Origin of the sequence: Rhizorhabdus histidinilytica (assembly GCF_900167915.1) — a bacterium.
Taxonomy (GTDB): domain Bacteria; phylum Pseudomonadota; class Alphaproteobacteria; order Sphingomonadales; family Sphingomonadaceae; genus Rhizorhabdus; species Rhizorhabdus histidinilytica.
In genome coordinates this window covers 1-26,664 of sequence record NZ_FUYM01000019.1, presented here as the reverse complement: position 1 = coordinate 26,664, position 26,664 = coordinate 1, and the positions used below count along the sequence as shown (strand labels likewise).

The 26,664-nt window shown below is 67.0% G+C and carries 23 protein-coding genes and 1 tRNA gene; 17 read left to right on the top strand and 7 right to left on the bottom strand.

What is annotated here, in order from left to right; all coding sequences use genetic code 11:
- The gene (locus tag B5X82_RS24240) at positions 1-2,265 is read right to left on the bottom strand and encodes a TonB-dependent receptor (RefSeq protein ID WP_176152687.1); all 2,265 of its coding nucleotides are present in this window, start codon (positions 2,263-2,265) and stop codon (positions 1-3) included.
- A gap of 268 nt (positions 2,266-2,533) precedes the next feature.
- Between B5X82_RS24240 and B5X82_RS24235 the strand changes: the two genes are divergently transcribed.
- Genes B5X82_RS24235 through B5X82_RS24210 form a run of 6 tightly spaced genes read left to right on the top strand, consistent with a single transcriptional unit; the run spans position 2,534 to position 6,826 of the window.
- Positions 2,534-3,067, top strand: a complete 534-nt coding sequence (locus tag B5X82_RS24235; RefSeq protein WP_079650882.1) for a nuclear transport factor 2 family protein — start codon at positions 2,534-2,536, stop codon at positions 3,065-3,067.
- On the top strand, positions 3,064-4,041 hold the full coding sequence (locus B5X82_RS24230) for a thiamine pyrophosphate-dependent dehydrogenase E1 component subunit alpha (RefSeq protein WP_079650880.1): 978 nt from the start codon (positions 3,064-3,066) through the stop codon (positions 4,039-4,041). Before B5X82_RS24235 ends, B5X82_RS24230 begins: the two co-directional genes overlap by 4 nt.
- The gene (locus B5X82_RS24225; RefSeq protein WP_209046993.1) at positions 4,038-5,021 is read left to right on the top strand and encodes an alpha-ketoacid dehydrogenase subunit beta; all 984 of its coding nucleotides are present in this window, start codon (positions 4,038-4,040) and stop codon (positions 5,019-5,021) included. Before B5X82_RS24230 ends, B5X82_RS24225 begins: the two co-directional genes overlap by 4 nt.
- Positions 5,022-5,042: 21 nt before the next feature.
- Positions 5,043-5,273, top strand: coding sequence for a biotin/lipoyl-containing protein (locus B5X82_RS24220; RefSeq protein WP_079650877.1), 231 nt, complete (start codon positions 5,043-5,045; stop codon positions 5,271-5,273).
- Between the two features lies 1 nt (position 5,274).
- Positions 5,275-6,081: an SDR family NAD(P)-dependent oxidoreductase gene (locus B5X82_RS24215; RefSeq protein ID WP_079650876.1), complete on the top strand. Its 807-nt coding sequence runs from the start codon at positions 5,275-5,277 to the stop codon at positions 6,079-6,081.
- Positions 6,071-6,826: an SDR family NAD(P)-dependent oxidoreductase gene (locus B5X82_RS24210; protein ID WP_079650874.1), complete on the top strand. Its 756-nt coding sequence runs from the start codon at positions 6,071-6,073 to the stop codon at positions 6,824-6,826. The genes B5X82_RS24215 and B5X82_RS24210 overlap by 11 nt, the downstream gene beginning before the upstream one ends.
- A gap of 423 nt (positions 6,827-7,249) precedes the next feature.
- On the opposite strand, the gene B5X82_RS24200 is transcribed toward B5X82_RS24210, so the two are convergent.
- From B5X82_RS24200 to B5X82_RS24190, 3 genes are all read right to left on the bottom strand, one after another.
- The gene (locus tag B5X82_RS24200) at positions 7,250-8,827 is read right to left on the bottom strand and encodes a DUF4139 domain-containing protein (RefSeq protein ID WP_079650871.1); all 1,578 of its coding nucleotides are present in this window, start codon (positions 8,825-8,827) and stop codon (positions 7,250-7,252) included.
- The gene (locus tag B5X82_RS24195; RefSeq protein WP_079650870.1) at positions 8,824-10,188 is read right to left on the bottom strand and encodes a DUF4139 domain-containing protein; all 1,365 of its coding nucleotides are present in this window, start codon (positions 10,186-10,188) and stop codon (positions 8,824-8,826) included. The genes B5X82_RS24200 and B5X82_RS24195 overlap by 4 nt, the downstream gene beginning before the upstream one ends.
- A 278-nt stretch (positions 10,189-10,466) precedes the next feature.
- Positions 10,467-10,553: transfer RNA gene (locus B5X82_RS24190), tRNA-Leu, on the bottom strand.
- A 101-nt stretch (positions 10,554-10,654) separates the two neighbouring features.
- On the opposite strand from B5X82_RS24190, the gene B5X82_RS24185 reads away from it, so the two are divergent.
- The 7 genes from B5X82_RS24185 (at position 10,655) to B5X82_RS24155 (ending at position 20,394) form a co-directional block, all read left to right on the top strand.
- The gene (locus tag B5X82_RS24185) at positions 10,655-11,593 is read left to right on the top strand and encodes a complex I NDUFA9 subunit family protein (protein ID WP_079650868.1); all 939 of its coding nucleotides are present in this window, start codon (positions 10,655-10,657) and stop codon (positions 11,591-11,593) included.
- Positions 11,594-11,603: 10 nt separating this feature from the next.
- On the top strand, positions 11,604-12,404 hold the full coding sequence (locus B5X82_RS24180) for an undecaprenyl-diphosphate phosphatase (RefSeq protein ID WP_079650867.1): 801 nt from the start codon (positions 11,604-11,606) through the stop codon (positions 12,402-12,404).
- Between the two features lie 161 nt (positions 12,405-12,565).
- On the top strand, positions 12,566-14,023 hold the full coding sequence (locus B5X82_RS24175) for an NAD(P)-dependent oxidoreductase (protein WP_079650865.1): 1,458 nt from the start codon (positions 12,566-12,568) through the stop codon (positions 14,021-14,023).
- Entirely contained in the window at positions 14,020-14,565 is a 546-nt protein-coding gene (locus B5X82_RS24170; RefSeq protein ID WP_079650864.1) for a DUF2059 domain-containing protein, read from the top strand. The genes B5X82_RS24175 and B5X82_RS24170 overlap by 4 nt, the downstream gene beginning before the upstream one ends.
- Positions 14,566-14,574: 9 nt before the next feature.
- Complete coding sequence (gene gltB, locus B5X82_RS24165; protein WP_079650862.1) at positions 14,575-19,104, top strand: glutamate synthase large subunit; 4,530 nt, start codon at positions 14,575-14,577, stop codon at positions 19,102-19,104.
- 241 nt (positions 19,105-19,345) lie between these two features.
- Positions 19,346-19,627, top strand: a complete 282-nt coding sequence (locus B5X82_RS24160; RefSeq protein ID WP_079650861.1) for a hypothetical protein — start codon at positions 19,346-19,348, stop codon at positions 19,625-19,627.
- Between the two features lie 53 nt (positions 19,628-19,680).
- Entirely contained in the window at positions 19,681-20,394 is a 714-nt protein-coding gene (locus tag B5X82_RS24155) for an extensin-like domain-containing protein (RefSeq protein ID WP_079650859.1), read from the top strand.
- A gap of 5 nt (positions 20,395-20,399) precedes the next feature.
- Here B5X82_RS24155 and B5X82_RS24150 read toward each other — a convergent pair whose 3' ends face one another.
- From B5X82_RS24150 to B5X82_RS24140, 3 genes are all read right to left on the bottom strand, one after another.
- Entirely contained in the window at positions 20,400-20,708 is a 309-nt protein-coding gene (locus B5X82_RS24150; protein ID WP_079650858.1) for a hypothetical protein, read from the bottom strand.
- 40 nt (positions 20,709-20,748) lie between these two features.
- Positions 20,749-21,492: a Crp/Fnr family transcriptional regulator gene (locus tag B5X82_RS24145; RefSeq protein WP_079650856.1), complete on the bottom strand. Its 744-nt coding sequence runs from the start codon at positions 21,490-21,492 to the stop codon at positions 20,749-20,751.
- A 163-nt stretch (positions 21,493-21,655) separates the two neighbouring features.
- Entirely contained in the window at positions 21,656-22,585 is a 930-nt protein-coding gene (locus B5X82_RS24140; protein WP_079650855.1) for a LysR family transcriptional regulator, read from the bottom strand.
- 64 nt (positions 22,586-22,649) lie between these two features.
- Between B5X82_RS24140 and B5X82_RS24135 the strand changes: the two genes are divergently transcribed.
- The 4 genes from B5X82_RS24135 to B5X82_RS27155 all read left to right on the top strand — a co-directional run.
- Positions 22,650-24,158 (top strand): CoA-acylating methylmalonate-semialdehyde dehydrogenase, encoded by a 1,509-nt coding sequence (locus tag B5X82_RS24135; protein ID WP_223811307.1) that lies wholly within the window; start codon positions 22,650-22,652, stop codon positions 24,156-24,158.
- Positions 24,159-24,300: 142 nt separating this feature from the next.
- Positions 24,301-25,446: an acyl-CoA dehydrogenase family protein gene (locus B5X82_RS24130; protein ID WP_079650853.1), complete on the top strand. Its 1,146-nt coding sequence runs from the start codon at positions 24,301-24,303 to the stop codon at positions 25,444-25,446.
- On the top strand, positions 25,443-26,507 hold the full coding sequence (locus B5X82_RS24125) for an enoyl-CoA hydratase/isomerase family protein (protein WP_079650852.1): 1,065 nt from the start codon (positions 25,443-25,445) through the stop codon (positions 26,505-26,507). Before B5X82_RS24130 ends, B5X82_RS24125 begins: the two co-directional genes overlap by 4 nt.
- Before the next feature lie 11 nt (positions 26,508-26,518).
- Positions 26,519-26,664 (top strand): enoyl-CoA hydratase-related protein (locus B5X82_RS27155; protein ID WP_235862793.1); only part of this gene is annotated, 146 nt, incomplete at its 3' end.

The following is a 26,664-nucleotide window of genomic DNA, read 5'->3' as shown; positions in this document are numbered from 1 at the left end:
TCAGAAATCATAGCCGACCGTGATACCGAATTCGCGCGGCTCCTCATAGGAAGCGCGGGCAGCACCGGCCGAGATGGTGGTCGAGCTGAACGACTTGCTGTTGGTCAGGTTGTGCGCCCACACCGAGTAGCGCAGCCCGCCGCCGTTCGGCTTGTAGGCGATCTCGGCTGCGACCTTGGCATAGGAATGCTGCACGAGCAGGTTGAAGGCGTCATAGGGCATGAAGCTGCTCGAATAATGGATGCTGGGCGTGATGCTCAGCTCGCCATCGCCCATCCGGGTGGCGTAGGTCAGGCTGCCGACCGCGCTCAGCTTCGGCGCGCGCACCAGCCGATGCCCGCTGACGTCCGCGACCACGGGCGGCAGGCCGCCGGCGGTGATCACCGGCTGATAGCCCGCCGCGTTCGGGAAGCGGCGGAAGTCCGCCTTCGGCATCCATGACGCGCCGCCCGCCAGGGTCAGCTCGGGCGTGATCCGGAAGGTGCCATCGAACTCGAAGCCGTAGATCCGCGCCGACGCGGCGTTGGTCGGGATGATGGTCGTTCCGGTGAACGACTGGATCTGCAAGTCCTTATAATCGTAGAGATAGGCCGCCAGGTTCAGCGAATAGCCGGGCCGCGCGGTCTTGTAGCCGACTTCATAGGCGGTGATCTTCTCCGGGTTCACCGGCGCGCCGGGGGTCAGGATCGGCAGGATGCCGCTCTTGAAGCCCTTGCTGAAGGTCGCGTATACATTGCTGCTCCGGTCGATCGCGTAGCGCAGGCCGACGCGCGGCGTGAAGCTGTCCCAGCTCGGATTGGCGAAGTTGGTGAAGGGCGCGCCGAAGAAGGTGATGTAGCCCTTCTTCTTCTCATAGCTGTAGCGCAGGCCCGCCGTCAGCGTGAGCTGATCGGTCAGGTTGTAGTCGGCCTGCGCGAAGATGCCGTAGGCGCGCGTCTTTACTCGGGTGGTGGCGATCAGTAGCGGACCGTAGACCACGCCGGGAGCACCGGGCTGGGCGCCGCCGCTGAAGTCGCTGATGACGCCCGAAAGATCGCCGTTGCTGTGGAAATAATTACCGCCCGCGACGAACTTCAGCCGTCCGATCTGTTCCGACGTGAACAGGAAATCCTGCAGGAAATTATTGTTCGGCTGGGTATCCTCGAAAGCGATGCAGGCGAAGGTGGTCGGTGCGGCCGCGAGGCACTGGGGCGAATAGGACGCATCGACGTCGACCTGCTCGCGGTGGCGGCTGCGGGTGTAGCTGGTAGTCGAGGTCAGCGTGCCGGCGCCGGTGTCGATATCGATCTTGGCCGCACCGCCGTAATTCTTGATCTCGGTCAGCGGATCGGGCGCGTCATAGGCATATTGGAAGGGCCGCCGGCCGTAGACCGCATCGGGATAGAAGGCGCCCGCGGTCAGCCCGTCGACCGGAAGGCCGGCGCTGCCATGGTCGGTCTTGCGGTGCATGTAATAGCCGGTGAGCAGGATCGAGACGCCGTCGCTCGGCGTGAACAGCAGCTTGCCGCGCAGCGAGAGCGACTTGAGCCAGTCCATCCGATCCGAGCCATAGGCCTTCTGGATCGGCGCCGGCAGCAGCTTCTGGACGATGTTGGTCGAATAGCCGTCGACGTTGCGATAGCCGAAGGAGAGGCTCGCCGCGACCTTGTCGGGAACGATCGGCCCGCTCAGGAAGCCCTTGAGGCCGAGGTCGTAGGACGAGCGGCTGGGCCCCGATCCGTCATAATAGCCTGCGGTCGCGCTGATGCTGCCGGTGGTGGTGAAGCTGGGCGCCCGCGTGAAGATCTGGATCGCGCCGCCGGTCGAGTTGCGGCCGAACAGCGTGCCTTGCGGACCCTTGGCGACCTCGACCCGCTCGACGTCGGGCAGGTCGATCGAGGCGCCCGCCTGGGTGCCTTCGTAGACGCCGTCGATATAGAGGGAGATCGGGTTGTCCGATCCTGGCCCGGTGACCAGCGTCGTCACGCCGCGCAGCGCGGGCTGGACGAAATTGCCCTGCGCCTGGAAGGTCAGGCCGGGGGTGACGGTGGCCAGGTCGCGCAGATTGTCCACGCCGGCCCGCTCGAGCTGCGCGCCCGTCTGCACGGTCACGGAGATCGGCACGTCCTGCAGTCGCTCCGACCGGCGCTGCGCCTGCACGATGATCTCGCTGCCGTCATAGGAGCCGTCCGGGCCGCGCGAGGCCGGGGCGTCCGCGCCCTGCGCCCAAACCGATGCCGAAGACGACAGCAGGACCAGGGCGACGCTTCCGAGTCTGAGATGCATTTCTTCCTCCCCTATGCGGCTTATTATGCTGGCCTTTTCCATAGGCCGCACGATGGTCGGACAATGAGGTTCGGGCACGGCGCGCGTCTTTATCTTTGACGACAAAATCCCGATTGCAGGCGGTCAATCACCCGGCGACGGCCGGCACGGTCAGTGCCCCGGAAGGCGCGGATGGCTCTTGTCGTTCCAAGCACATAAATTGTCGCGGCCTATCAAGATGCAGAAGCCGCACCGACCCTAACATCCGTCGACCAGAGAGGTGAACCCCATGCAGGATGCGCTGTCCGACCTTCTACACCACCACAAGATCCGCCTGGTGCTCGAACGTTACTGCCGCGGAATAGACCGGCTCGATGCCGATATCCTCAACAGTGTCTATTGGGACGACGCGATCGATAATCACGGCATCTATGTAGGTCCGGCGCGGGGTTTCGCCGACTTCATCATTCCCAACCTGCGCGAGCGCTGGACGTCGACGATGCACACGATCGGGCAGTCCAACATCGTCGTGGAGGGCGACCGGGCGGCGGCGGAGACCGTCTTCCTTGCCCATCATATCCGCCCCGATGGGGATGGCATCGCCGACGACGTCGCTGGCGGGCGCTATTCGGACATCCTCGAATGCCGTGGCGGCGAGTGGCGGCTGCTCGATCGGACGGTGGTGATGGACTGGGTCTACACCCATGCCGGCCTGGCCAGCGGGGGGATCGATCCCACCGTGTTCGTCGTGGGCGAACGGGGCGGCGGCGACTTTGGCTATCGCGCCTACGAGAAGATCAGGGAAAGGAAAGCCGAGCGATGACGAAGCGACCGGATGCGGCCACGCAGCTCGCCATCTACCGCCGGATGGCGCTTATCAAGGCGAATGACGAGCGATCGCGCAAGGTGATCATGACCGGCAGGCTGGTCATGCCCTATTATTCGCCGCGCGGCCAGGAGGTGATCCCCAGCGCCGTTTCCGCCAATCTGGACGACAGCGACTATATCTGCACCATCTATCGTGGCACCCACGACATGCTGGCGAAAGGCGTGCCGCTCAAGGACCTCTGGGCCGAGCTTGCCGGCCGCGTCACCGGCACGTGCAAGGGCAAGGGCGGCCCGATGCACATCACCCACCCGAAGTCGGGAGTGATGGTGACGACCGGTATCGTCGGCAGCTCGATGCCGATCGCCAATGGCCTGGCCTGGTCTTCGCAGCTCAAGGGCGACGGTCGCGTCACCGTCGCCTATTTCGGCGACGGCGCATCGAATATCGGCGCCTTCCATGAGGCGCTGAACATGGCTTCGGTGTGGAAGCTTCCCGTCGTCTTCGTCTGCCAGAACAATGAGTGGGGCGAGCATACCGCCTATCGCAAGGCGACCGCCGCGGCGCGTATCGCCGATCGCGCCGCCGCCTATGCGATGCCGGGCGTCCGCGTCGACGGCAACGACGTGTTCGAAACCTATGCCGCCGCGCGAGAGGCCGTCGATCGCGCCCGCGCCGGCGGCGGACCGACGCTGATCGAGGCGATGACCTATCGCTTCCATGGCCACATCTTTGGCGATGCCGACGCCTATATGGATCCGGCGCGCAAGGCGGCGGCGATCGCCGCCGACCCCGTTCCGCGCTTCCGCGCCCATCTGATCGCCGAGGGACATGCGAGCGAGGAGGAACTGGCGGCGATGGAGGCGCGGATCGAAGCCGAGATCGACGAAGCGGTCGAGCATGCTTTGGCGAGCGATTTCCCCGACGTAGCCGAGCTGCGCCGGGACGTATTCGCGATGGAGATCGCATGATGGCCCAGATCACGATCCTGGAAGGCATCAACCGCGCATTGGCCGATGCGATGGCGGCGGACGAGACCGTGCTGTGCTTCGGCGAGGATGTCGCCGACCCCGAGGATGGCGGCGTCCTGGGCGTCACCAAGGGTCTGTCGAGCCGCTTCGGCGAGCACCGCGTGCGCTCGACCCCGATCGCCGAGCAGGCGATTATCGGCGCCGCGATCGGCGTGTCGCTCGGCGGGTTCAAGCCGGTGGCCGAGATCATGCTGATGAACTTCACCACCGTGGCGATGGACATGATCGTCAACCACGCCGCCAAGCTGCGCTTCATGTCGGGCGGCCAGACCAACGTTCCGATCGTCATCCGCACCATGACCGGAAGCGGCTTCGCCAATGGCGGGCAGCACAGCGACTATCTGGAAGCCTGGTTCGCCCATACGGCGGGCCTCAAGGTGGTCGCGCCGTCCAACCCCGCCGATGCCTACGGCTTGCTGCTGAGCGCGATCGACGATCCCGATCCGGTGCTGTTCATCGAGAACCTGCCCACCTATTTCACCAAGGGCGAGGCGCCGGCCGCCGGGCATCGCGTGCCGATCGGCAAGGCGAGCGTGCTGGCCGAAGGCGCGGACCTGACCATCATCGCCTATGCGCGCATGGTGCAGGAAGCGAAGGCCGCGACAGAGGCGCTGGCGGGGCAGGGGATCGGCGTGGAACTGATCGACCTGCGCAGCATCGCGCCCTGGGACCGCGAAACCGTGCTGGCGTCGGTCGCCAGGACCGGTCGGGCGATAATCGTGCACGAGGCGGTGACGCCGTTCGGTGTCGGCGCGGAGATCAGCGCGGTCATCAACGAGAGCCTGTTCGGTGCGTTGAAGGCGCCGGTGAAGCGGCTCGGCGCTGCCTTTTGCCCGGTGCCTTTCTCACGGCCGCTGGAGAGCGCCTTCGCGCCGACCGCGGCGACCATCGAGGCCGCGGCCAAGGCGCTGCTCGCGTGACATATCCCGGAAAGGAATCCCATGGCCGTTGAGGTTCTGCTGCCCAAGATCGGTTTCTCGATGAACGAGGGCGTGCTCGCCGAATGGCTCGTCCAAGATGGCGGACAGGCGGTCGAAGGCAGTCCGCTATACGCGCTGGAGAGCGAGAAATCGACGCAGGAGGTCGAAAGCCCCGCGACCGGGACGCTGCGCATCCGTGCGGCGGTCGGCGAGACCTATCAGGTCGGCGCCATCCTCGCGGTGATCGAATAGCATGGGCGGCCGGCTGACCGGAAAGGTCGCGCTGATCTCCGGCGCCGCGAGCGGGCTCGGCGCGGCGGAAGCCGCCCTGTTCGCGCGGGAGGGGGCCCGGGTCGTGATCGGCGACGTGCAGGCGGAGCAGGGGCAGGCGGTTGCCGATGCGATCGTGCGCGGCGGCGGACAGGCGGCCTTCATCACGCTCGACGTCACCGAAGCCGCGAGCTGGCAGGCGGCGGTGCGGTTCGCCCTGTCGCGGTTCGGCGCGCTGACGACGCTGGTCAACAATGCCGGCATCTTCCGGATGGGCGGTGTGATGACCACGACGCAGCAGAGCTGGTCCGACGTGATCGCCGTCAACCAGACCGGGCCGCTGCTCGGCATGCAGGCCGCAGCACCGGCGCTGCTTGCCGCGAAGGGGGCGGCGATCGTCAACATCTCGTCGATCTATGCCGTCACGCCCAGTCCCGACGCGATGGCCTATCACGCGTCGAAAAGCGCATTGCTGATGATGAGCCGCGCCGCCGCGCTCGAGTTCGCGCGCCAGGGCATCCGGGTGAACACGATCCTGCCCGGCCGCATCGACACGCCGATCTCCGGTGACATCGCCCCCGATCAGCTTGCCGCCGTCAACCGGCGGATTCCGATGGGATGGACCGGCGATCCGATCGATATCGCGCAAGGCGCGCTCTATCTGGCATCCGACGATGCGCGCTATGTCACCGGCGCCGAGCTGATCATCGATGGCGGCTGGTACGCCAGCGCCGGATCGCTGATTGATCCGCCCGAGCCGGCTATGGCAGGATCGGCCGATGGAGATTGAAGGCCTTGCCGCGATCGTGACCGGAGGCGGATCGGGCCTCGGCGCGGCCACCGTCCGGCGGTTCGCGCGGCGCGGCGCGAAGGTGACGATCGTCGATCGCGATCCCGTGGCGGGGCAACGGCTCGCGGAGGAGACCGGCGGCATCTTCGTCCAGGCGGACGTGTGCGACGAAGGAGAGGTCGGGGCCGCGATCATGGCCGGGGAAGCGGCGCATGGCGTCGCGCGCATCCTCGTCAATTGCGCGGGCGTCTCCGAATTGTGGCCCACCGTCGGTGAGGACGGCCAGCCCCATTCGCTCGCCGCCTTCCGCCGGGTGATCGACATCAACCTGGTCGGCACGTTCAACGCATTGTCGCAGTTCGCGGCGCGGCTGTGCACGGTAGGCCCGATTGGCGAGGAACGCGGCGTGATCGTCAACACCTCCTCGATCGCCGCCTTCGAGGGCATCGCCGGCCAGGCGGCCTATAGCGCCTCGAAGAACGCCATCGTCGGCATGACCCCGCCGATCGCGCGCGATCTCGCCTCCCGCCATATCCGCGTCATGGCGATCGCCCCGGGGACCTTCCTCAGCCCGATGGTCGAGGCGTTGCCGCAGGACTATAAGGATGCGCTCGCCGCGATGGTGCCGCATCCGAGCCGGCTCGGCGCTCCCGACGAATTCGCGGCGTTCGTCGAACGGGTGGTGGCGACGCCGATGCTCAACGGCACGGTGATCAGACTCGACGGCGCTGCCCGGTTGGGTTGAGGTTGGGCGGCCGGAGGCCGGCCGCCCCGCCTTCTTCGTTCAAACGGGCTTGGCGCCGGGCGTCCCGCATTTGACGAACTTGCCCCGGCTATCCTTGCAGCGCGTCGGCTGTGCCTTCTTTTCGGGGCATTTCACGAACTTGCCCTTGGCATCCTTACAAGGGGCGGCGACCGAGGGCGCCGCGGCCGTGAACATCAACGCGGTAGCAACAGCGATACAAAGAGCCTTCATCGTCCTTCTCCTGATGGATCGGCGACCGGAGACTGCGCCTGGAAGGATCGCGGGGGAAGTGAAGGATTGTTAACTGGCGGCGGTGGAGCGGCGGCTTTATATTGGCCGGCCCGCCTCGAACGCGGCCTTGGCGAGCAACCGCTGATGGACGCGTCTCCGCCGCTCGTCGTGGTACAAATCCCGCTGCTCCGGTCAACGCGCGAGGCGGACCGAGTAGGAAAGCGAAGCCGTACCGTTTTCGGGCACCGTGACGGGCAGCACCCATCCGCCGCGCCCGCGCTCGATGCCCGGCGGTCGTTCCGCGAGATCAAGCGGCACGATGATCTCCGCCTGCACCGGCACCGGCCGGGCATTGGTGATATCGATCCGCCAGTCCTGCCGCCGGCGCGTTTCGCGAACCTGGGCCAGCCGCCACTGGACGTCGGGGCTTTGACCGATCGGCAGCTCGACCCGCTCGTCCACGGCAAGATCGCCGAGATCGGCGTTGCCGACCAGCAACGCATTGCCCTCGACTTCCTCGAAGATCGCAACCGTGCCTGCCGGCAGCGGCACGCCGAGGCCCCTGTCCTTGCTGTTCTTGCCCCGCAGAAGGAATGGCATCGACCGATAGTCCGGCGATCCGGCGGCGGCATTGGCCGAATAGACGCGGTCGAATTCGGCACCGGGCCGGTCGATCATCGCCACCTGCTTCTGCCCTTGCGCGGATATCGTCACCCGCTCGGGCACGCGGTACAGCTTGAGGTCGCCCAGCTCCTCCTGCTGCGCAGCCATCGCGACGGGCGCGGGCGGCGGGGGAGGAGCGGGCATCGCCATTTCGAGGGCCACGCGTCCACGCCGCTGCGCCGTCACGACGATGTTCTCGCCGCCCTCGTACAGCATCGCATCCCCATCATTTTCCGGCCAGGGCAGGCGCGTGAATAGGTGCCGGGGATGGGTGCTGGTGCCGTCCATGGGCCAGCATGTGAGATGGAGCGCGGGATCGGGCTGTCGGAGCGGAGGCGCGTTGCGTTCCTTGCGCGGTTGTCCCGCCACAACTTGCAGGCGCGCGTCGTGGAAGCTCTGCGTCCCGCCGTTGGCGACGGTCAGCCAGGCGAACAGGCCGAGCTTGCCCGTATCCTTGTCCATCCTCGCGACATAGCTCGCCGACCAGTCGAAGCCCTGCGCCATGTAGGTAAGCTGGACGGTTGCGGTCACCGCCCGGTCGCTGCTGGCGAGCACCGACAATGTCGGGCTCGACGACAGGTCGGCAGGAATGCCGGGGTAGAGCATCCGCTCGGGCAGGCCGGAACAGCCCAGCGCCTCATAGCCCGCCGCCGTCTGGACGATGACGCCGCCATTGGGGCCGGCCTGGATGATCGCGTCCTGCTCGATCACCTTCCCGGTCCGTCGATCGGTACGCCGGAGCGTGACGCGGCGCTTGAGGAAGGCGTCGACCAGGCCGGCCGGCGAGATCAGCCGCGCATCGCGATTCTTCTCACGTACGCCTTTGGGCAGGCCGGTGACGATCGCGGTTTCGGGCAGCAGCCCTTCGGCCACGCCCTCGAAGCGGACGAGGTTGTCGCCGGCAGGGATGGTGATCGTCCGCGTCTCGCTGATCAGCGCATAACCCTGTGGCCAGTTGCGATCGAGCGCGCCGCTGCCGCGATGGGGAGCGCGATAGATCGTCACCGACACGTCTGAAACGTCGCGCGAGACGACGGTCTCCGCGGAAGCGGCGACCGACCAGCCGAACAGGAGCAGCAAAGGTGCGATCACACGCACCCTTCTCAATACCGCGTGTCGAACGTCGCGGTCAGTTCGGCCGTGCCGTTGGCAGGCACCGGTACCTTCCATTCCATCCGGTCGGCCGAGACGCGATGGCCCTCGATGCTCTGCGCGACAAGGCGGACATCGCCCCACAGGCCGTCTTGCGCCACATCGACCGCCACCGGTTCGGGCCGGGCGTTGGTGACGGTGTAGCGCATCGCCGTCTGCCAGCGGCGATCGGAGAGCCGCTTGCGTTCCACCACGACCGTCCTGACCTTCACATCGAAGGCATCGCCGGTGGAGATGGCGAGCGACGAGCCCATCGGGGTATGGTCGATCCGGCTTTCGCCGATGAACTGCGGGTCGCCGCGCGCGTCGCGCATATAGACGCGGATGGTGCCGGCCGGGAGTTGGTCGCCCAGCCCGCCCTGCTTGCCGGTGGAGAATTTGATGACGCTGGCGGCGCTGCGCGGATCGTCATTGTTGGCGAGCCAGCCATTGACGAACTCATAGGTCTTGCGCGCCGGCGCGCCCTTCACGTCGAGGAAGCTCACCTGCTTCTGTTGGGCGTTGGCGATCGTCGTGCGTTCGGACAACGGATAGAGATAATAATCGCCCAGCCGCTCGCGCGGACCGCTTTCGGTGCCCGCCTGGTCGAGCCGTCCCTGGAGCGCGCGAAAGCGGTTCTGCCCGCCGCCGACATTGCCCGCGACCAGCAGCGTCCGGGCATTGGCATAGCTGGTGCCGGTATTGTTGGTCAGCGTGACCCAGCCCTGCATGTCGGCGGCGGCGGTCTTCTCGTCGAACAGCATCACATAGTCGCTGGTCCAGCCGAGACCGGGCGTCAGATAGGACAGACGGGTCGGGATCGCTCCGGCCTTCGCGGCGTCGATCGTCACCGAGAGGGTGGGGCGGGCGCGCAGATTCTCGGGCACCTTGTCGAAGACCACGCGCACCGGCAGGCCGTCATCGCGCAGCACCTCGATATGGTTGCCGATCTGGAGGACGATACCGCCATTGGCCGCCAGCACCTTCGCCTGTTCGCGCGTCTCGGCGCCCGTCGCGGGGTTGGTGCGGACGATGGTGATCGTCTGGCCGACCGCTTTCTCCATCAGCTTGTCGGGCGAGAGCAGGTCATAATCGAAATTCTGCTCGACGATGGCGAGGCCGCTGCCGGCGAGGCTCGCGGTCTCGGGCCGGATCTGGGCCGAGACATCGGAAAATTCCTGCCGGCTGCGTCCCGCCGGAACGGTCAATGTGCGCCCGTCCTGCACGAGAGCGATATTATTGTTGTAGATCGTGACCGCCACATCGCCCTGAGCGCTCTGCGCCAAGGCGAGGCCGCTCGAGAGAAGCAAAGGCAGTGTCGCCAACAGGCTGCGCATCGATATCCCCTGATTTTGGCAGATAGTGGCCTATGCCGTTGCGCTTGAAAAGGCCCGGAAATCTTTGCCGTCCGGCAGCCTCTGACCGGCGCGAAGCCAAACCGATGGAGCGGTCGTAGCGACTTTGCGACGGGAAGTGGGCGTGCAGCGGGGATCGCTGTCGTGCACATGACATCCCGGCCACCTGGCGTGTCCCCACGTCGAGCCGCGGCCGACGGAGCCTATTCATCCCATGCGCCGCCGAAGCGGGTGATCGTCTCGGGGATTTCCGGAATGAGTGGTGCCCAGGAGAGGACTCGAACCTCCACGGCCTTGCGGCCACTGGCACCTGAAGCCAGCGCGTCTACCAATTCCACCACCTGGGCATCCGGGGTGAGGCCGGGCGGATAGCGGCGCTCCTTGTGCCTTGTCAACAGCTTCCGTGCAGGGCAATGCGAGTTCATCTGAACATCAAGGGATTCTGAGGATGAGCCGTCTTGTCACGCTGTTCGGCGGGGGTGGGTTTTTGGGCCGCTATGTCGCGCAGGAGCTGCTCAAGGCGGGCGCCCGCGTCCGTGTCGCGGAGCGCGATCCGTCGGACGCCTGGTTCCTGAAACCCCTGGGTAGCCTGGGGCAGACGCAGTTCGTTCCCGCGTCCGTCACCAAGCCGGCCACCGTCGCCGCCGCGGTCGCGGGGGCCGATTCGGTGATCAACCTGGTCGGCATCCTCAAGGGCGACTTCGATTCGGTCCATCGCAAGGGGGCTGCCCATGTCGCCGCCGCGGCGAAGGCGGCGGGCGCCGAATCGCTCGTCCATGTCTCGGCGATCGGCGCCGATCCCGAATCGCCCTCGGCTTATGGTCGCAGCAAGGGGCAGGGCGAGGCCGCCGTGCGCACCGCCTTCCCCGACGCCACCATCATCCGTCCCTCGATCGTCTTCGGAGCAGAGGACGGCTTCCTCAATCGCTTCGCGGCGATGCAGTCGGCGCCGTTCGTGCCGGTGCTGCGCGGCGCGGTGAAGTTTCAGCCGGTCTGGGTCGCCGACGTGGCCCGGGCGATCGCCGCCGCGGCGCTCGATCCCGGCGCCCATGCCGGCAAGACCTATGAGCTCGGCGGGCCAGAGGTCGTGACGATGGCCGAGCTCAACGCCTGGCTCGCCCGCGCGACCGGCCACAGGCCCACGTTCGTGCCGGTGCCCGATTCGATCGGCGGCATCCTCGCCTCCGTCGCGGGCATCCTGCCTGGCGCGCCGATCACGCGCGACCAGTGGCGGATGCTGCAGGTCGACAATGTCGTGGCGCCGGGCGCCAAGGGGTTCGAGGCCTTCGGCATCAAGCCGGCGCCGATGGAGGCGGTCGCGCCCGCCTGGCTCGTTCGCTACCGGCCGCACGGCCGCTTCGCCTCTCAGACCAAGCCCGCGGCCTGACACCCGCTCCATGGAGATGTCGCTGCTGTCGATCGTCCTCCTCGGCATCGTCGAGGGGTTGACCGAATTCCTGCCCGTTTCTTCGACCGGGCACCTGATCCTCGCCGGGGAGGTCATGAAGGTGCCGCAAGGCACCGAGACCTTCGACATCGTCATCCAGCTCGGTGCGATCCTCGCGGTCGTCGTGCTCTATCGCGAGCGCTTCGGCGCGGTGCTGGCCGGGCTCGGCCGACGCGATCCGGCGGCGATCCGCTTCACCCGCAACGTGCTGGTCGGCTTCCTGCCGTCGGCGGTGATCGGCGCGGTCGCCTATGGCGCGATCAAGGCGATGCTCAACACCCCGATCATCGTCGCGGTCGCGCTGATCCTCGGCGGCATCGCAATCCTGGTGATCGAGCGGCTCGTCCGCAACCCGACCTGCGACAGCGTCGAGGGCATGTCGCTCAGGACCTCCTTCGGCGTCGGACTGATCCAGTGCCTGTCGATGATCCCGGGTGTCAGCCGTTCGGGCGCCACCATCATGGGCGCGCTGACCCTGGGGGTCGAGCGGCGCACGGCGGCCGAATACAGCTTCTTCCTCGCCATCCCGACGATGCTGGGGGCCACGACGCTGGCGCTGTGGAAGGCGCGGCACGAGCTGGGCGATGCCCAGACCACCGCGATCGCGATCGGCTTCGTCGTTTCCTTCATCGTGGCGATGCTGGTGATCCGTTGGTTCCTCGGCGTCGTGACCAAGCATGGCTTCGCGCCGTTCGCCTGGTATCGAATCATCGCCGGCTCGGCCGCGCTGATCTGGCTCCTGGCCAAATAGTACCGTATCGGACCTATGTGGAAGGATTTCTGCTTATCTGTTCATATTCCGCGATGGTTTCCACAGATAATAGGTAAGCAGAACTAACCTATTGTGCGGAATGCGCGTGACTCCGGACCGCGATTGTGAGAATGCGCCTCCGAACGTGGAGGGCATTTGCCATGGCGAACGAGCCGATGCTGAAATTCGTGGGCGTGGGACAAGCGTTCCCGTCCAAGCGCGGGGCCGATGCGCGCATCGCTGATTTCGGAGAGATCGCGGCGCGCTATTCGGATGACAAAGCGGGCGAGCAGGCGTCGCGCTGCTCGCAATGCGGCGTCCCCTATTGCTCGACGCATTGCCCGCTGCACAACCATATCCCCGACTGGCTGCGCCTGACCACCGAGGGGCGGCTGCGCGAAGCCTATGAGCTCTCGAACGCGACCTCGACCATGCCCGAGATCTGCGGCCGCATCTGCCCGCAGGATCGGCTGTGCGAGGGCAATTGCGTGATCGAATTCTCAGGCCATGGCGCGGTGACGATCGGTTCGGTCGAAAAATACATCACCGACACTGCCTGGGAGCGCGGTTGGGTCGAACCGGTACAGGTCGGCCCCGCCAGGGGCCAGTCGGTCGGCGTGATCGGCGCGGGGCCCGCCGGCCTCACCGTCGCCGAACTGATGCGCGCGCGCGGCTACGACGTCCATGTCTACGACCGGCACGATCGCGCCGGCGGCCTGCTGACCTATGGCATCCCCGGCTTCAAGCTCGAGAAGCCCGTCGTCCAGCGCCGGGTGCAGCGGCTGATCGATGCCGGCATCGTCTTCCACCAGGATTTCGAGGTCGGCCGCGATGCCTCGCTCGACGATCTGCGCGACCGCCACGACGCGATCCTGATCGCGACGGGGGTCTACAAGCCGCGCGCGATCAAGGCGCCCGGCGTCGGGACCCCCGGCATCGTCGAGGCGCTCGACTATCTCACCGCGTCGAACCGCAAGGGGTTCGGCGATGCAGTGCCGGCGTTCGACGAGGGGCTGCTCGATGCGAAGGGCAAGCATGTCGTCGTGATCGGCGGCGGCGACACGGCGATGGACTGCGTCCGCACCGCGGTCCGCCAGGGCGCGGCCTCGGTGAAGTGCCTCTATCGCCGCGACCGGGCGAACATGCCGGGCTCGCAGCGCGAGACGAAGAATGCCGAGGAGGAAGGCGTCGAGTTCGTCTGGCTGTCGGCGCCCGAGGCGTTCGACGGCGGCGAGACGGTCAGCGGGGTCCGTGCGATCCGGATGCGGCTCGGCGAGCCCGACATGTCGGGCCGGCGCACTCCCGAACCCGATCCGGGCAGCGAGTTCCGGATCGAGGCCGATCTGGTGATCAAGGCGCTCGGCTTCGATCCCGAGGACCTGCCCGGCATGTTCGGGGCACCCGAGCTGTCGGTGACCCGCTGGGGCACGCTCCGTGTCGACCATAAGACGATGCAGACCTCGATCGAGGGCGTGTTCGCTGCCGGCGACATCGTTCGCGGCGCCAGCCTGGTGGTGTGGGCGATCCGCGACGGCCGCGACGTCGCCGTGCGGATGCACGCCTATCTGAAGGCGAAGGCGGAACGGGGCGAGCTGGCGGCCGGAAAGGTGGCGGCATGATGCGCGTTGTCCTGACGGCGGCCGCGATCGCGCTGGCGTCGCCGGCAATGGCCGAGACCGCACCCGACGCCGCGACGCTGGCCGCCGCACGCGAGCTGATGCAGGTCACCGACGTGCAGGGGCAGATGCGCGCGCTCGGCCCCCGCATGGCGGAGAGCATGGGCCAGCAGATGCGGCAGATGTTCAAGGACGATACGATGCCCGAGGGACTTCGTACCGAGCTGACCGCAGCGATGCAGGCCTATGTCGGTTCGATGGACAGCTATTTTACCCCGGCCTTCATCGATCAGCTCGCGACGATCTATGCCCGCCACTTCACCGTCGACGAGCTGCGCCGCGTCACCGCCTTCATGAAGGAGCCGGTGATGGTCAAGTTCCGCGCGGAAACCCCGGCGATGATCGCCGAGATGCTGCCGCTGACCTTCGAGGCGATGAAGCCTGGCCAGCAGCAGTTCATTGCCAAGATCAAGCAGATCGTCGCCGACTGGATCGCGCGGCACCCCGAAGACAAGGCGAAGCTGCGTTCGCCCACGGCCAGCTAGGATTGCACGATGTCCTACGAGCATCTTACCCCCGAACATGAGCGCCTTGCCCGCGAGGGCATGTACCGCCCCGAATATGAAGGCGATGCCTGCGGCGTCGGCCTGGTCGCGGCGACTGACGGCAAGCCGTCGCGCCGGGTCGTCGCTGCCGCGATCGACGCGCTGAAGGCGGTGTGGCACCGCGGCGCGGTCGATGCCGACGGCAAGACCGGCGACGGCGCCGGCATCCATGTTGACCTGCCGATCCGCTTCTTCGACGACGCGATCGAGCATGCCGGCCACAAGCCGCGCCCGAACCGCCTGGCGGTCGGCATGGTGTTCCTGCCGCGCACCGACCTCGGCGCGCAGGAGACCTGCCGCACCATCGTCGAGAGCGAGATCATCGATTTCGGATACACCATCTATGGCTGGCGCCAGGTGCCGGTCGACGTGTCGGTGATCGGCGAGAAGGCGCTGCAGACCCGCCCCGAGATCGAGCAGATCATGATCGCCGGGCCAATGCCCGACGAGATGAGCCTCGAGGAGTTCGAGAAGAACCTCTACCTGATCCGCCGCCGCATCGAGCGCAAGGTGATCGAGGCGCAGATCCAGGGCTTCTACATCTGCTCGCTGTCGGCGCGCTCGATCGTCTACAAGGGGCTGTTCCTTGCCGAGGAGCTGTCGGTCTTCTATCCCGACCTGAAGGACGAGCGCTTTGTCAGCCGGGTGGCGATCTTCCACCAGCGCTATTCGACCAACACCTTTCCGCAATGGTGGCTGGCGCAGCCGTTCCGCGCCCTCGCGCACAATGGCGAGATCAACACGATCCGCGGCAACAAGAACTGGATGAAGAGCCACGAGATCAAGATGGCCAGCCTCGCCTTCGGCGAGCATTCGGATGAGATCAAGCCGCTGATCCCGGCGGGGGCTTCGGACACGGCCGCGCTCGATGCGGTGTTCGAGACGATCTGCCGCTCCGGTCGTGACGCGCCGACCGCGAAGCTGATGCTGGTGCCCGAAGCGTGGCAGCACAGCGCCGACGTGCCCGAGGCGCGCCGCGCGATGTACAGCTATATCGGATCGGTGATGGAGCCGTGGGACGGCCCCGCCGCGCTGGCGATGACCGACGGCCGCTGGGCGGTGGCCGGCGTCGACCGCAACGCGCTGCGGCCGCTGCGCACCACGCGGACCGCCGACAATCTGCTGATCGTCGGGTCGGAGACCGGAATGGTCGTCGTCCCCGAAAGCACGATCATCGCCAAGGGCCGGATGGGGCCGGGGCAGATGATCGCGATCGACCTCGACGAGGGCCGGATCTACGGCGACGCCGAGATCAAGGACAAGATCGCGGCCGAGAAGCCTTATGGCGAGTGGGTCAAGAACTTCCGGACGCCGGCCGATCTGCCCCGTCCGGCGGAGGACATGATCCCGCGCTGGCCGCGCGCCGAGCTGTTGCGCCGTCAGGTCGCGGCGGGCCAGACGCTCGAGGACATGGAACTGATCCTCAGCCCGCAGGTCGAGGACGCCAAGGAGGCGGTCGGCTCGATGGGCGACGACACGCCGCTCGCGGTCATCTCCGACAATGGCCGGCTGATCAGCCACTTCTTCCGCCAGAATTTCAGCCAGGTCACCAACCCGCCGATCGACAGCCTGCGCGAGACGCAGGTGATGAGCCTCAAGACGCGCTTCGGCAACCTCGCCAACATCCTCGACAATGAAGGGCAGCAGGCCGACGTGCTGGTGCTCGAGAGCCCTGTGCTCCATTGCCGCGACTGGCATATGCTGAAGGACCATTTCGGCGCCCAGGCGGCCGAGATCGACTGCACCTTCGACGTCCATGGCGGGCCCGACGCGCTGCGCCAGGCGATCGCCCGCGTCCGCGCCGAGGCGGAGACCGCGGTGCGTGAGGGCAAGGCCGAGCTGTTCCTGACCGACGAGCATGTCGGGCCCGACCGGGTCGGCATTGCGATGATCCTGGCGGCGGCGGCGGTCCACACCCACCTCGTCCGCAAGGGGCTGCGCTCCTATGCGTCGGTCAACGTCCGTTCGTCCGAATGCCTCGACACCCATTATTATGCGGTGCTGGTCGGCGTCGGCGCGACGACGGTGAACGCCTATCTGGCGGAGGCCGCGATCGCCGACCGTCATGCGCGCGGCCTGTTCGGCGAGCGCAGCCTCGACGAATGCCTGAAGCGGCACCGCAAGGCGATCGACGACGGCCTGCTCAAGATCATGTCGAAGATGGGGATCGCGGTGATCTCCAGCTATCGCGGCGGCTATAATTTCGAGGCGGTCGGCCTCAGTCGCGCGCTGGTCAACGACTTCTTCCCCGGCATGCCGGCGAAGATCTCGGGCGAGGGCTTCAACTCGCTCCAGTTCAACCTGATCGAGCGGCACGAGGCGGCGTTCGACGACGTCGTCGTGTCGCTGCCGGTCGGCGGTTTCTATAAGCAGCGGGCGGGCGGGGAGGCGCATGCCTATTCCGCGCAGCTCATGCACCTGCTGCAGACCTCGGTCGCGACCGACAGCTATTCGACCTACCTGCAATTCTCGCGCGGGGTGCGCGATCTGCCGCCGGTCTATCTGCGCGACCTGCTCGAGTTCAATTGGGCGCGCGAAGGGATTCCGATCGACTCGGTCGAGCCGATCACCGAGATCCGCAAGCGCTTCGTGACGCCGGGCATGTCGCTCGGCGCGCTCAGCCCCGAGGCGCACGAGACGCTGGCGATCGCGATGAACCGGATCGGCGCCAAGGCGGTGTCGGGCGAGGGCGGCGAGGACAAGAGCCGCTACACCCCCTATGCCAATGGCGACAACGCCAATTCGGTGATCAAGCAGGTCGCTTCGGGCCGCTTCGGCGTCACCGCCGAATATCTCGGCGCCGCCGAGGAGCTGGAGATCAAGGTCGCGCAGGGCGCCAAGCCCGGCGAAGGCGGCCAGCTTCCCGGCTTCAAGGTGACCGAGATGATCGCGCGGCTGCGCCATTCGACGCCGGGCGTGACGCTGATCTCGCCGCCGCCGCACCACGATATCTATTCGATCGAGGATCTGGCGCAGCTCATCTACGACCTGAAGCAGATCAACCCGAGCGCGCGGGTGTGCGTGAAGCTGGTCAGCTCGGCCGGCATCGGCACGGTCGCGGCGGGCGTGGCCAAGGCGCATGCCGATGTCATCCTGGTCGCCGGCCATGTCGGCGGCACCGGCGCATCGCCGCAGACGTCGGTGAAATATGCCGGCACGCCGTGGGAGATGGGGCTGAGCGAGACCAACCAGGTGCTGACGCTCAACGGCCTGCGCCACCGGGTCAAGCTGCGCACCGACGGCGGCCTCAAGACGGGGCGTGACATCGTCATCGCCGCGATCCTGGGCGCGGAGGAATTCGGCATCGGCACGCTGTCGCTCGTGGCGATGGGCTGCATCATGGTGCGCCAGTGCCATTCGAACACCTGCCCGGTCGGCGTCTGCACCCAGGACGAGGCGCTCCGGAAGAAGTTCGTCGGCACGCCAGAGAAGGTGATCAACCTGATGACCTTCATCGCCGAGGAGGTGCGCGAGATCCTCGCCAAGCTCGGCGTCCGCTCGCTCGACGAGATCATCGGCCGCACCGAGCTGCTCCGCCAGGTCAGCCGCGGCGCCGAGCATCTCGACGATCTCGACCTCAATCCGGTGCTGGCCAAGGTCGACGCGCCTGCGGAGAAGCGCCGCTTCAACATCCCGACCTTCCGCAACGAAGTGCCCGACAGCCTCGACGCGCAGATGATCGAGGATGCCAAGGCGGTGTTCGAGCGGCGCGAGAAGATGCAGCTCACCTATACGGTGCGCAACACGCACCGTGCGGTCGGCACGCGTTTCTCGGCGGAGATCACCAGGCGCTTCGGCATGTCTTCGCTTGCCGATGGCCATGTCCATATCCGCTTGCGCGGCTCGGCGGGCCAGTCGCTTGGCGCCTTTGCGGTCAAGGGTATCACGCTGGAGGTGTTCGGCGACGCCAACGACTATGTCGGCAAGGGGCTGTCGGGCGCGATCATCGCGGTCCGCCCGATGGTGTCCTCGCCGCTGGAGACGCGGTCGAACACGATCATCGGCAACACCGTCCTCTACGGCGCCACGGCGGGCAAGCTGTTCGCGGCAGGGCAGGCGGGCGAGCGCTTCGCGGTCCGCAACTCGGGCGCGACCGTGGTGGTCGAGGGCTGCGGTGCCAATGGCTGCGAATATATGACCGGCGGCATTGCCGTGATCCTCGGCCGGGTCGGCGCCAATTTCGGTGCGGGCATGACCGGCGGCATGGCCTTCGTCCTCGACGAGCATGGCGATTTCGAGCGTAACGCCAATCCGGACAGCATCATCTGGCAGCGGCTCGGCTCGGTCCGCTGGGAAATGCGCTGCAAGGCGCTGATCGCCGAGCATGCCGAGCGGACCGACAGCAAATGGGCGCATAGCGTCCTTGACGACTGGGACCGCTGGCGCGACCGCATCTGGCAGGTCTGTCCGAAGGAGATGGTCGACCGGCTCGACTATCCGCTCAACGACAGCGAGGCGGAGGTCGCCGCCGCCGAATAGGCGTCGCACCGCTCGTCGGATCGAAAAGGGACCCGGAAGCCTCACCGCTTTCGGGTCCTTCGCTTTTCACGGAGCGGCGGTGCGGATTTCTTCATCCCTGTGAGCGCCGTCACTCCGTCGAAACGTCAAAAATCGTAAACGCTGTGTTGCCATATGGGGTGTACCGATCGGTACGTGGGCTCCCTATATGAGTGGGCAACAGGGATCGCGGCGGTCGCGATCGGTACGATGGACATAGTCGATGGCGTTTCTGCAACCCGATCTGCCGCCTTCCAGCGCCTCCGCGAAGGCTGTCGCGCTTGCTCCGGCGGTGCGCGGCGTCCTCCGCCGCCCGGCCCGCCCGCAACGATCCGTGCTGCGTTTCGCGGCAGTGCTGCTGGCCATCCTGTTCTTCGTGGTCCCTGGCTATCTGGCCGCGCGGGCGACCGAATCGCTGGCGATCGGTATTCTTGCCGCGGACCTTGCCTTCCTCGTCGTGATCGCGGGCTGGTCCGCCGTCGCTGGCGGGGATCGCCACCGCTGACCAGATCGGCGGATTCGGAGCAACCACGAGGCTGCCCGCGCGTATAGGCGCGCATGGCTCATGCCCGCTTGGCCTTTCGCGCCTTCCTCCTCGTCCTGGCGACGGCGCTGGTGCTGGCGCTCTACCACTGGGGTAAGGGCCATCCCCAGGACTTGCCTTGGACGCCGCTCTCGCTGGCCGATCCCGTGGGGCGGTTCACCAACTTCAAGATCGCCCGCGTGCGCGAGGATTTCCCAGCTTGCCGCCGCCTGCTCGACGACGCGGCGGAAGCCTATCGGGTCCTGCCGCCGGTGCGGGGAAAGGCCACCTGCGGATATGCGGACGGCGTCGCGCTCGTTCCGTCCGACGGTTTCTCCTATGCGCCGCGCGCGGAGATTTCCTGTCCGGTCGCGGTCGGCCTGTTCCTGTGGGAGAAACAGGTGCTCCAGCCCGCCGCCCGTCGTCACTTCGGCCGCCCGGTGGTCCGCGTCGACAGTTTCGGCAGCTATGCCTGCCGACCGATCCGGGGCGGGCGGGAAGGGCGATGGAGCGAGCATGCCCGTGCCAATGCGATCGATATCGCTGGGTTTCGCCTGGCCGGCGGGCAACGGATCAGCATAGCCGGCGACTGGGCGCGAGAGGGCCGGGAGGCGGCTTTCCTGCGTGAGGTCCGTAACGGGGCATGCTCCATGTTCTCGACGGTTCTCTCGCCTGATTACAACGGCTTGCACCGGGATCATCTGCATCTGGACCAGGCGCCGCGGGGCGGATGGTCCTTCTGCCGGTGACGCTTCTACCTGCCGTCCGGCGTCCGTTCGCCGGCACTCGCTTCGCCATTGGCGGTAGCGCTCCCGGCGGTGCCGGCGCCAGGGGCGATGCGGCGCGATTTGCGGGTTGCGCTTTTCAGGCTGCTGCCCGGTTCGAGCGCCGCCGGGTCGGCGGTGGAAGCCCGGACGTTCGCGTCGGCATCGAGCGAGACGCCCGCGCCCGGGCCGGCGGCGGTGCCGGCCGCCACGCCGACCGATCCGACGGTCTGCGCCGATGCGGCCGCCCCGATAAGGGCAAGGGCCGCCGTGGCTCCTCGCAGGATGATGGTCTTCATGTCCTTCTCCTTCTGGCCCGGCCGGGCGGGCGCGTCGGTGTCAGGCGGCGACCATGTCGGCTTCATGCGGGTAGACGCCCGCCAGAACCTGGTCGAAATGCTCGCGGATTCGTTCGTTGCAGTCGCAGGCGATGGCGTGGAGCTGCTCGACGTCCATGATCACGATCCGCCGCCGCCGTGAGCTGAGGATGCCCTTGAGGCCCAGCTGGCGCAGCGAGCGGTTGATGAAGCTGCGTCCGACGCCGAGCATCTCGCCGAGCTGCTCCTGAGTGATGGCGATCTCGTCGCGGCAGATGCGGTCGCGCGTGGCGAGCAGCCAGCGCGACAGGCGCTGGGCGATGGTGTGCGACGCGTTGCAGGCTGCCGACTGGAAAAGCTGTGCGACGAGGCAGTCGGCATAGCGCGACATCCAATGGGCGATGCTTGGCGACTGTTGCCTCGCCTGGGCGAGCGCCGAGAGCGGCAGGCGCAGGAAACGGCCGCCGAACTGGACGTGGGCGCGGGCATAGGCGGGCAGCCGCCCCGACGACACCAGCCCGCAGACCGCGCCCTCGCGACCGATCAGTGCCGCGTCGACGAGATGGTTGGCATCGGCGGCGACCACGAAGGATGCGGCGGCATCGCCGAGCGGGAACCAGGAATAGCGCACGTCGGCGCCGGCCTCCTGCAGGATCTTGCCCGGTGCGAATTCGTGAAGGGTGAAAGATGGTATCAGCAGGTCCAGGTCGTCGGGCTTGAGAGCGCCGAGCAAGCGGTTCTGCAGGACGGTTTCGCGTTCGATCATACTCAACTCCACTGGTTGGTATGAAACGTTGCACCTCCGTGCTTGTTCACTTTGTAACAGAAGAGATGGCGAAAAAAATTGGCATCCGAAACGAAAATCGCGCTTTTATCGGGGCTTAAGCTCGACCTCCGAGAGCTGGTGAAAGGCCGGTGTCCGTCGTCGTTCAGCCCGGTTCGCCGAGCAGGCGGCTCCGCTGCCGCAGCATCAGGGCCGATAGCCATTCGACAAAAAGCGCGGTGCGGGGCAGGTGGCGGCTGTCCTGATGGGTCACAAGCCAGAACGACCGCGTGATCGCGACCTCGGGGAGCAGCCGGACCAGCGCATCGTCCCGGTCGCCGATAAAGCAGGGCAGCACCCCGATGCCCGCGCCGGCCGCGACCATCCGATATTGGGCGTTGATCGACGAGGAGCGCAACCGCGCCTCGACCGAGGGGTCGAGCTCGTCGAGATAGTTGAGCTCGGGCGAATAGAGCAGGTCGGGGACATAGCCGATCATCCGGTGCGCGGGCAGGTCGCCTCGCGCCGCGATCGGCGGGTGCCGGTCGAGATAGGTGCGGGCCGCATAGAGGCACAGCCGATAGTCGGACAGCTTCTTGGTGATCAGCGGCCCGCGCTGGGGCCGGGCGAGCAGGATCGCGACGTCGGCCTCGCGCCGCGACGGATCGAGGAAGCCGCTGTTGGCGGCAAGGTCGATCGAGAGATGCGGATGGGCGGCGGCGAACTCGCCCAGGTGATGCGCCACCATCCAGGTGCCGAACCCCTCCGAGGCGCTGACCCGCAAATGGCCGCGTACGTCCTCGCCGTCGGCCTGATCGCCGCCACCGGCGATCGCGTCGGCCTCGCGCTCGATCGTCTCGACCCGGGCGAGCAGGCGGCGGCCCGCTTCGGTCAGCACATGACCGTCGCGACCCTGTACGAACAGGGTCTGTCCGCCCAGGCTGCGTTCGAGCCGGCGGATGCGTCGGCCGACCGTCGTGGCGTCGACGTCGAGCTGCCGCGCAGCGGTGGTCAAAAGGCCGGTGCGCGCCAGCGACAGGAAAAATTGTAGGTCGTCCCAGTGCATCACCTGCATTATTGCAGCCCTGGGCTGCATGGCAAGGCCTTGCCAGCCGGGCGGCGCGGGTCGATGGACGGCGCCACACGCAGGAGAGCAAATCATGGCCACCCAGGTGCGGGAAATTTCCCATTTCTTCGCGGACGGCTCCACCAGCCCCGCCACCCGTTTCAGCGACGTGTTCGACCCCAATAACGGCATCGTCCAGGCACGCGTCGCGCTCGGCGCCCAGTCTGACCTCGACAAGGCGGTTGCGCTCGCCAATGCGGCTCAGCCGGGCTGGGCCACGACCAACCCGCAACGCCGCGCGCGGGTGATGTTCCGCTTCAAGGAACTGGTCGAGAAGAACATGGAGGAGCTGGCGCACCTCCTCTCCTCCGAACATGGCAAGGTGATCGCCGACGCTCGCGGCGACATCCAGCGCGGGCTGGAGGTGATCGAGTTCGCCTGCGGCATCCCGCACGTCCTGAAGGGCGAGTTCACGATCGGCGCCGGCCCCGGCATCGACGTCTATTCGATGCGCCAGCCGCTCGGCATCGTCGCAGGAATCACCCCGTTCAACTTCCCGGCGATGATCCCGATGTGGATGTTCGGCGTCGCCATCGCGGTCGGCAACGCCTTCATCCTCAAGCCATCCGAGCGCGATCCATCGGTGCCCGTCCGTCTTGCCGAGCTGATGAAGGAGGCGGGCCTTCCCGACGGCATCCTGCAGGTCGTCCAGGGTGACAAGGTGATGGTCGACGCGATCCTCGACCATCCCGAGATCAAGGCGGTCAGCTTCGTCGGCTCGTCCGACATCGCCCATTATGTCTATCAGCGCGGCGTCGCTGCCGGCAAGCGCGTCCAGGCGATGGGCGGTGCCAAGAACCATGGCATCGTCATGCCCGACGCCGACATGGACCAGGTCGTCAACGACCTGGCCGGTGCGGCCTTCGGTTCGGCGGGCGAGCGCTGCATGGCACTGCCGGTCGTCGTCCCGGTCGGCCAGGACACCGCCGATCGACTGCGCGAGAAGCTCATCCCGGCGATCGAGGCTCTGCGCGTCGGCGTGTCGACCGACAAGGAGGCGCATTACGGCCCGGTCGTCACCGCCGCGCACAAGGCGAAGATCGAGAGCTACATCCAGATGGGCGTCGACGAGGGCGCCGAGCTGGTCGTCGACGGCCGCGGCTTCACGCTGCAGGGGCATGAGAAGGGCTTCTTCGTCGGCCCGACGCTGTTCGACCACGTCAAGCCGACGATGCGAAGCTACCAGGAGGAGATCTTCGGCCCGGTGCTGCAGATCGTCCGCGCCGCCAATTTCGAGGAGGCGCTGGCGCTGCCGAGCCAGCACCAGTACGGCAATGGCGTCGCGATCTTCACCCGCAACGGCCATGCGGCGCGCGAGTTCGCGGCCCGCGTCAACGTCGGCATGGTCGGCATCAACGTGCCGATCCCGGTGCCGGTCGCCTATCACACCTTCGGCGGATGGAAGCGCTCGGGCTTCGGCGACACCAACCAGCACGGCATGGAAGGCGTGAAGTTCTTCACCAAGGTGAAGACCGTGACCCAGCGCTGGCCCGACGGCGGCGCCTCGGGCGACAGCGCCTTCGTCATCCCGACCATGGGCTAGGTTGATATTCCTCCCCGGCCCGGGGAGGGGGACCATGGATTGCATGGTGGAGGGGAGGCGCGTAGCGCCGTTGCACGTCGCCCCCTCCACCGCCTCCGGCGGTCCCCCTCCCCGTGCCGGGGAGGAATGATAAGGACCGGACATGACCGATCAGTTCGAACTGACCGAGGATCAGCGCGCCATCCAGGAGATGGCGCAGAAATTCACCGCCGACGCGATCACCCCGCATGCGGCGGAGTGGGACGAGAAGCACATCTTCCCGCGCGAGACGATACAAGCCGCCGCGGCGCTGGGCTTCGGCGGCATCTACGTCTCGGAGGAAGCGGGCGGGATCGGCCTCGGCCGGCTCGAGGCCGCACTGATCATGGAAGCCATGGCCTATGGCTGTCCCTCGACCTCGGCGTTCATCTCGATCCACAACATGGCCGCCTGGATGATCGACCGCTTCGGTTCGGACGATCTCAAGGGCCGCTACCTGCCCGACATGATCGCCTGCCAGCGGATGGGCTCCTATTGCCTGACCGAGCCGGGCTCGGGCTCCGACGCCGCGGCGCTCAAGACCCGGGCGGTGCGGGACGGCGATCATTATGTCGTCAGCGGCTCCAAGGCCTTCATCTCGGGCGGCGGCGAGAATGAGGTCTATGTCGTCATGGTCCGCACCGGCGAGGACGGCCCCAAGGGCATTTCCTGCCTGGTCATCGACAAGGACATGCCGGGCGTCAGCTTCGGCGCGCAGGAGAAGAAGCTGGGCTGGCATTCGCAGCCGACCGCCCAGGTCAATTTCGACGCCGTGCGGGTCCCCGTCGCCAACCGCGTCGGCGGCGAGGGGGAGGGGTTCCGCATCGCGATGATGGGGCTCGACGGCGGCCGCCTCAACATCGGCGCCTGCTCGCTCGGCGGGGCCCAGCGTTGCCTCGACGAGGCGGTCTCCTACACCAAGGAGCGCAAGCAGTTCGGCCAGCCGATCGCCGACTTCCAGTCGATACAGTTCACCCTGGCCGACATGGAGACCGAGCTGCAGGCCGCCCGCATGCTGCTCTATGCGGCCGCCGCCAAGGTGACCGCCAACGCTCCCGACAAGACCCGCTTCGCGGCGATGGCCAAGCGTTTCGCGACCGACACGGGATCGGCCGTGGTCGATCGCGCGCTTCAGCTTCACGGCGGCTACGGTTATCTGCAGGATTATCCGATCGAGCGTTTCTGGCGCGACCTGCGCGTCCACCGGATCCTCGAAGGAACCAACGAGATCATGCGGATGATCACCAGCCGGGAGCTGCTGCGCCAATGACCGATCCTGTGAATGATGAAGTCCTGATCTTCGTGGAGGGGCGGACCGGCCGCATCCGCCTCAACCGGCCCAAGGCGATCCACGCGCTGACCCACCCGATCTGCACCGCGATGATCCGCGCACTCACCGCCTGGGCGAGCGACGATGGGGTCGATCTGGTGATGATCGATCATGCCGAGGGGCGCGGCTTCTGCGCTGGCGGCGACATCCGCCACATCGCCGACAGCGCGAAAGGCGACGGTTCGGAAGGGCGTGCCTTCTTCCATGAGGAATATCGCCTCAACCACCTGCTGTTCACCTATGCCAAGCCGACCATCGCCTTCATGGACGGCATCACCATGGGTGGCGGCGTCGGCATCTCGCAGCCCTGTTCGATCCGCGTCGTCACCGAACGGACGATGTACGCGATGCCGGAGACGGGCATCGGCCTGTTCACCGACGTCGGCGGCGGGCGCTACCTGTCGCGGATGCCCGGGCGGATGGGCCAATATGTCGGGTTGACCGGTGCCCGGCTCAACGGCGCCGAATGCCTCGCGCTGGCGCTGGGCACCCATTATGTCGAAAGCGACGGGATCGAGGCGCTGAAGGCCGCGATCCTGGGCAATCCGGGGGCGATCGACGCGGCGTTGCGCAGCGCTGTGTCGGCGGTGCCGCCCGCGCCGATCCTCGACCGGCAGGCCGACATCGACCGGCTATTTGCGTCGGACCGCTATGAGGACATCGTCGCCGCGCTCGCGGCCGACGGCGGCGACTGGGCGCTCGCGACGCTGAAGACGCTTGAGACCAAGTCGCCCCAGGCGTGCAAGGTCGTGCTCCGCCTGCTCGCCGAATCCGCCAGGATCGACGATTTCGCCGAAGAGATGGCGATGGAATATGCGGTCGTCGTCCGCGTCATCCAACGGCCCGACATCATCGAGGGGGTTCGCGCCCTGATCGTCGACAAGGACAATGCGCCGCGCTGGAACCCGCCGACCGCGGCGGGGGTCAGCGATGCCGACATCGACGCCATCTTCGCGCCGCTCCCGCCGTCCGAGGCGTGGACGCCTCTGCCCAATGCCTGAAAGGTCCGCCGATGTCCTATGAAACGATCCTCGTCGAAACCCAGGGGCCGGTCACGGTCATTCGGCTGAACCGCCCGCAGGCGCTGAACGCGCTCAACACGCAGGTGCTGGCCGACCTGATCGCCGCCTTCCGGGCCTTCGACGCCGATCCCGAGCA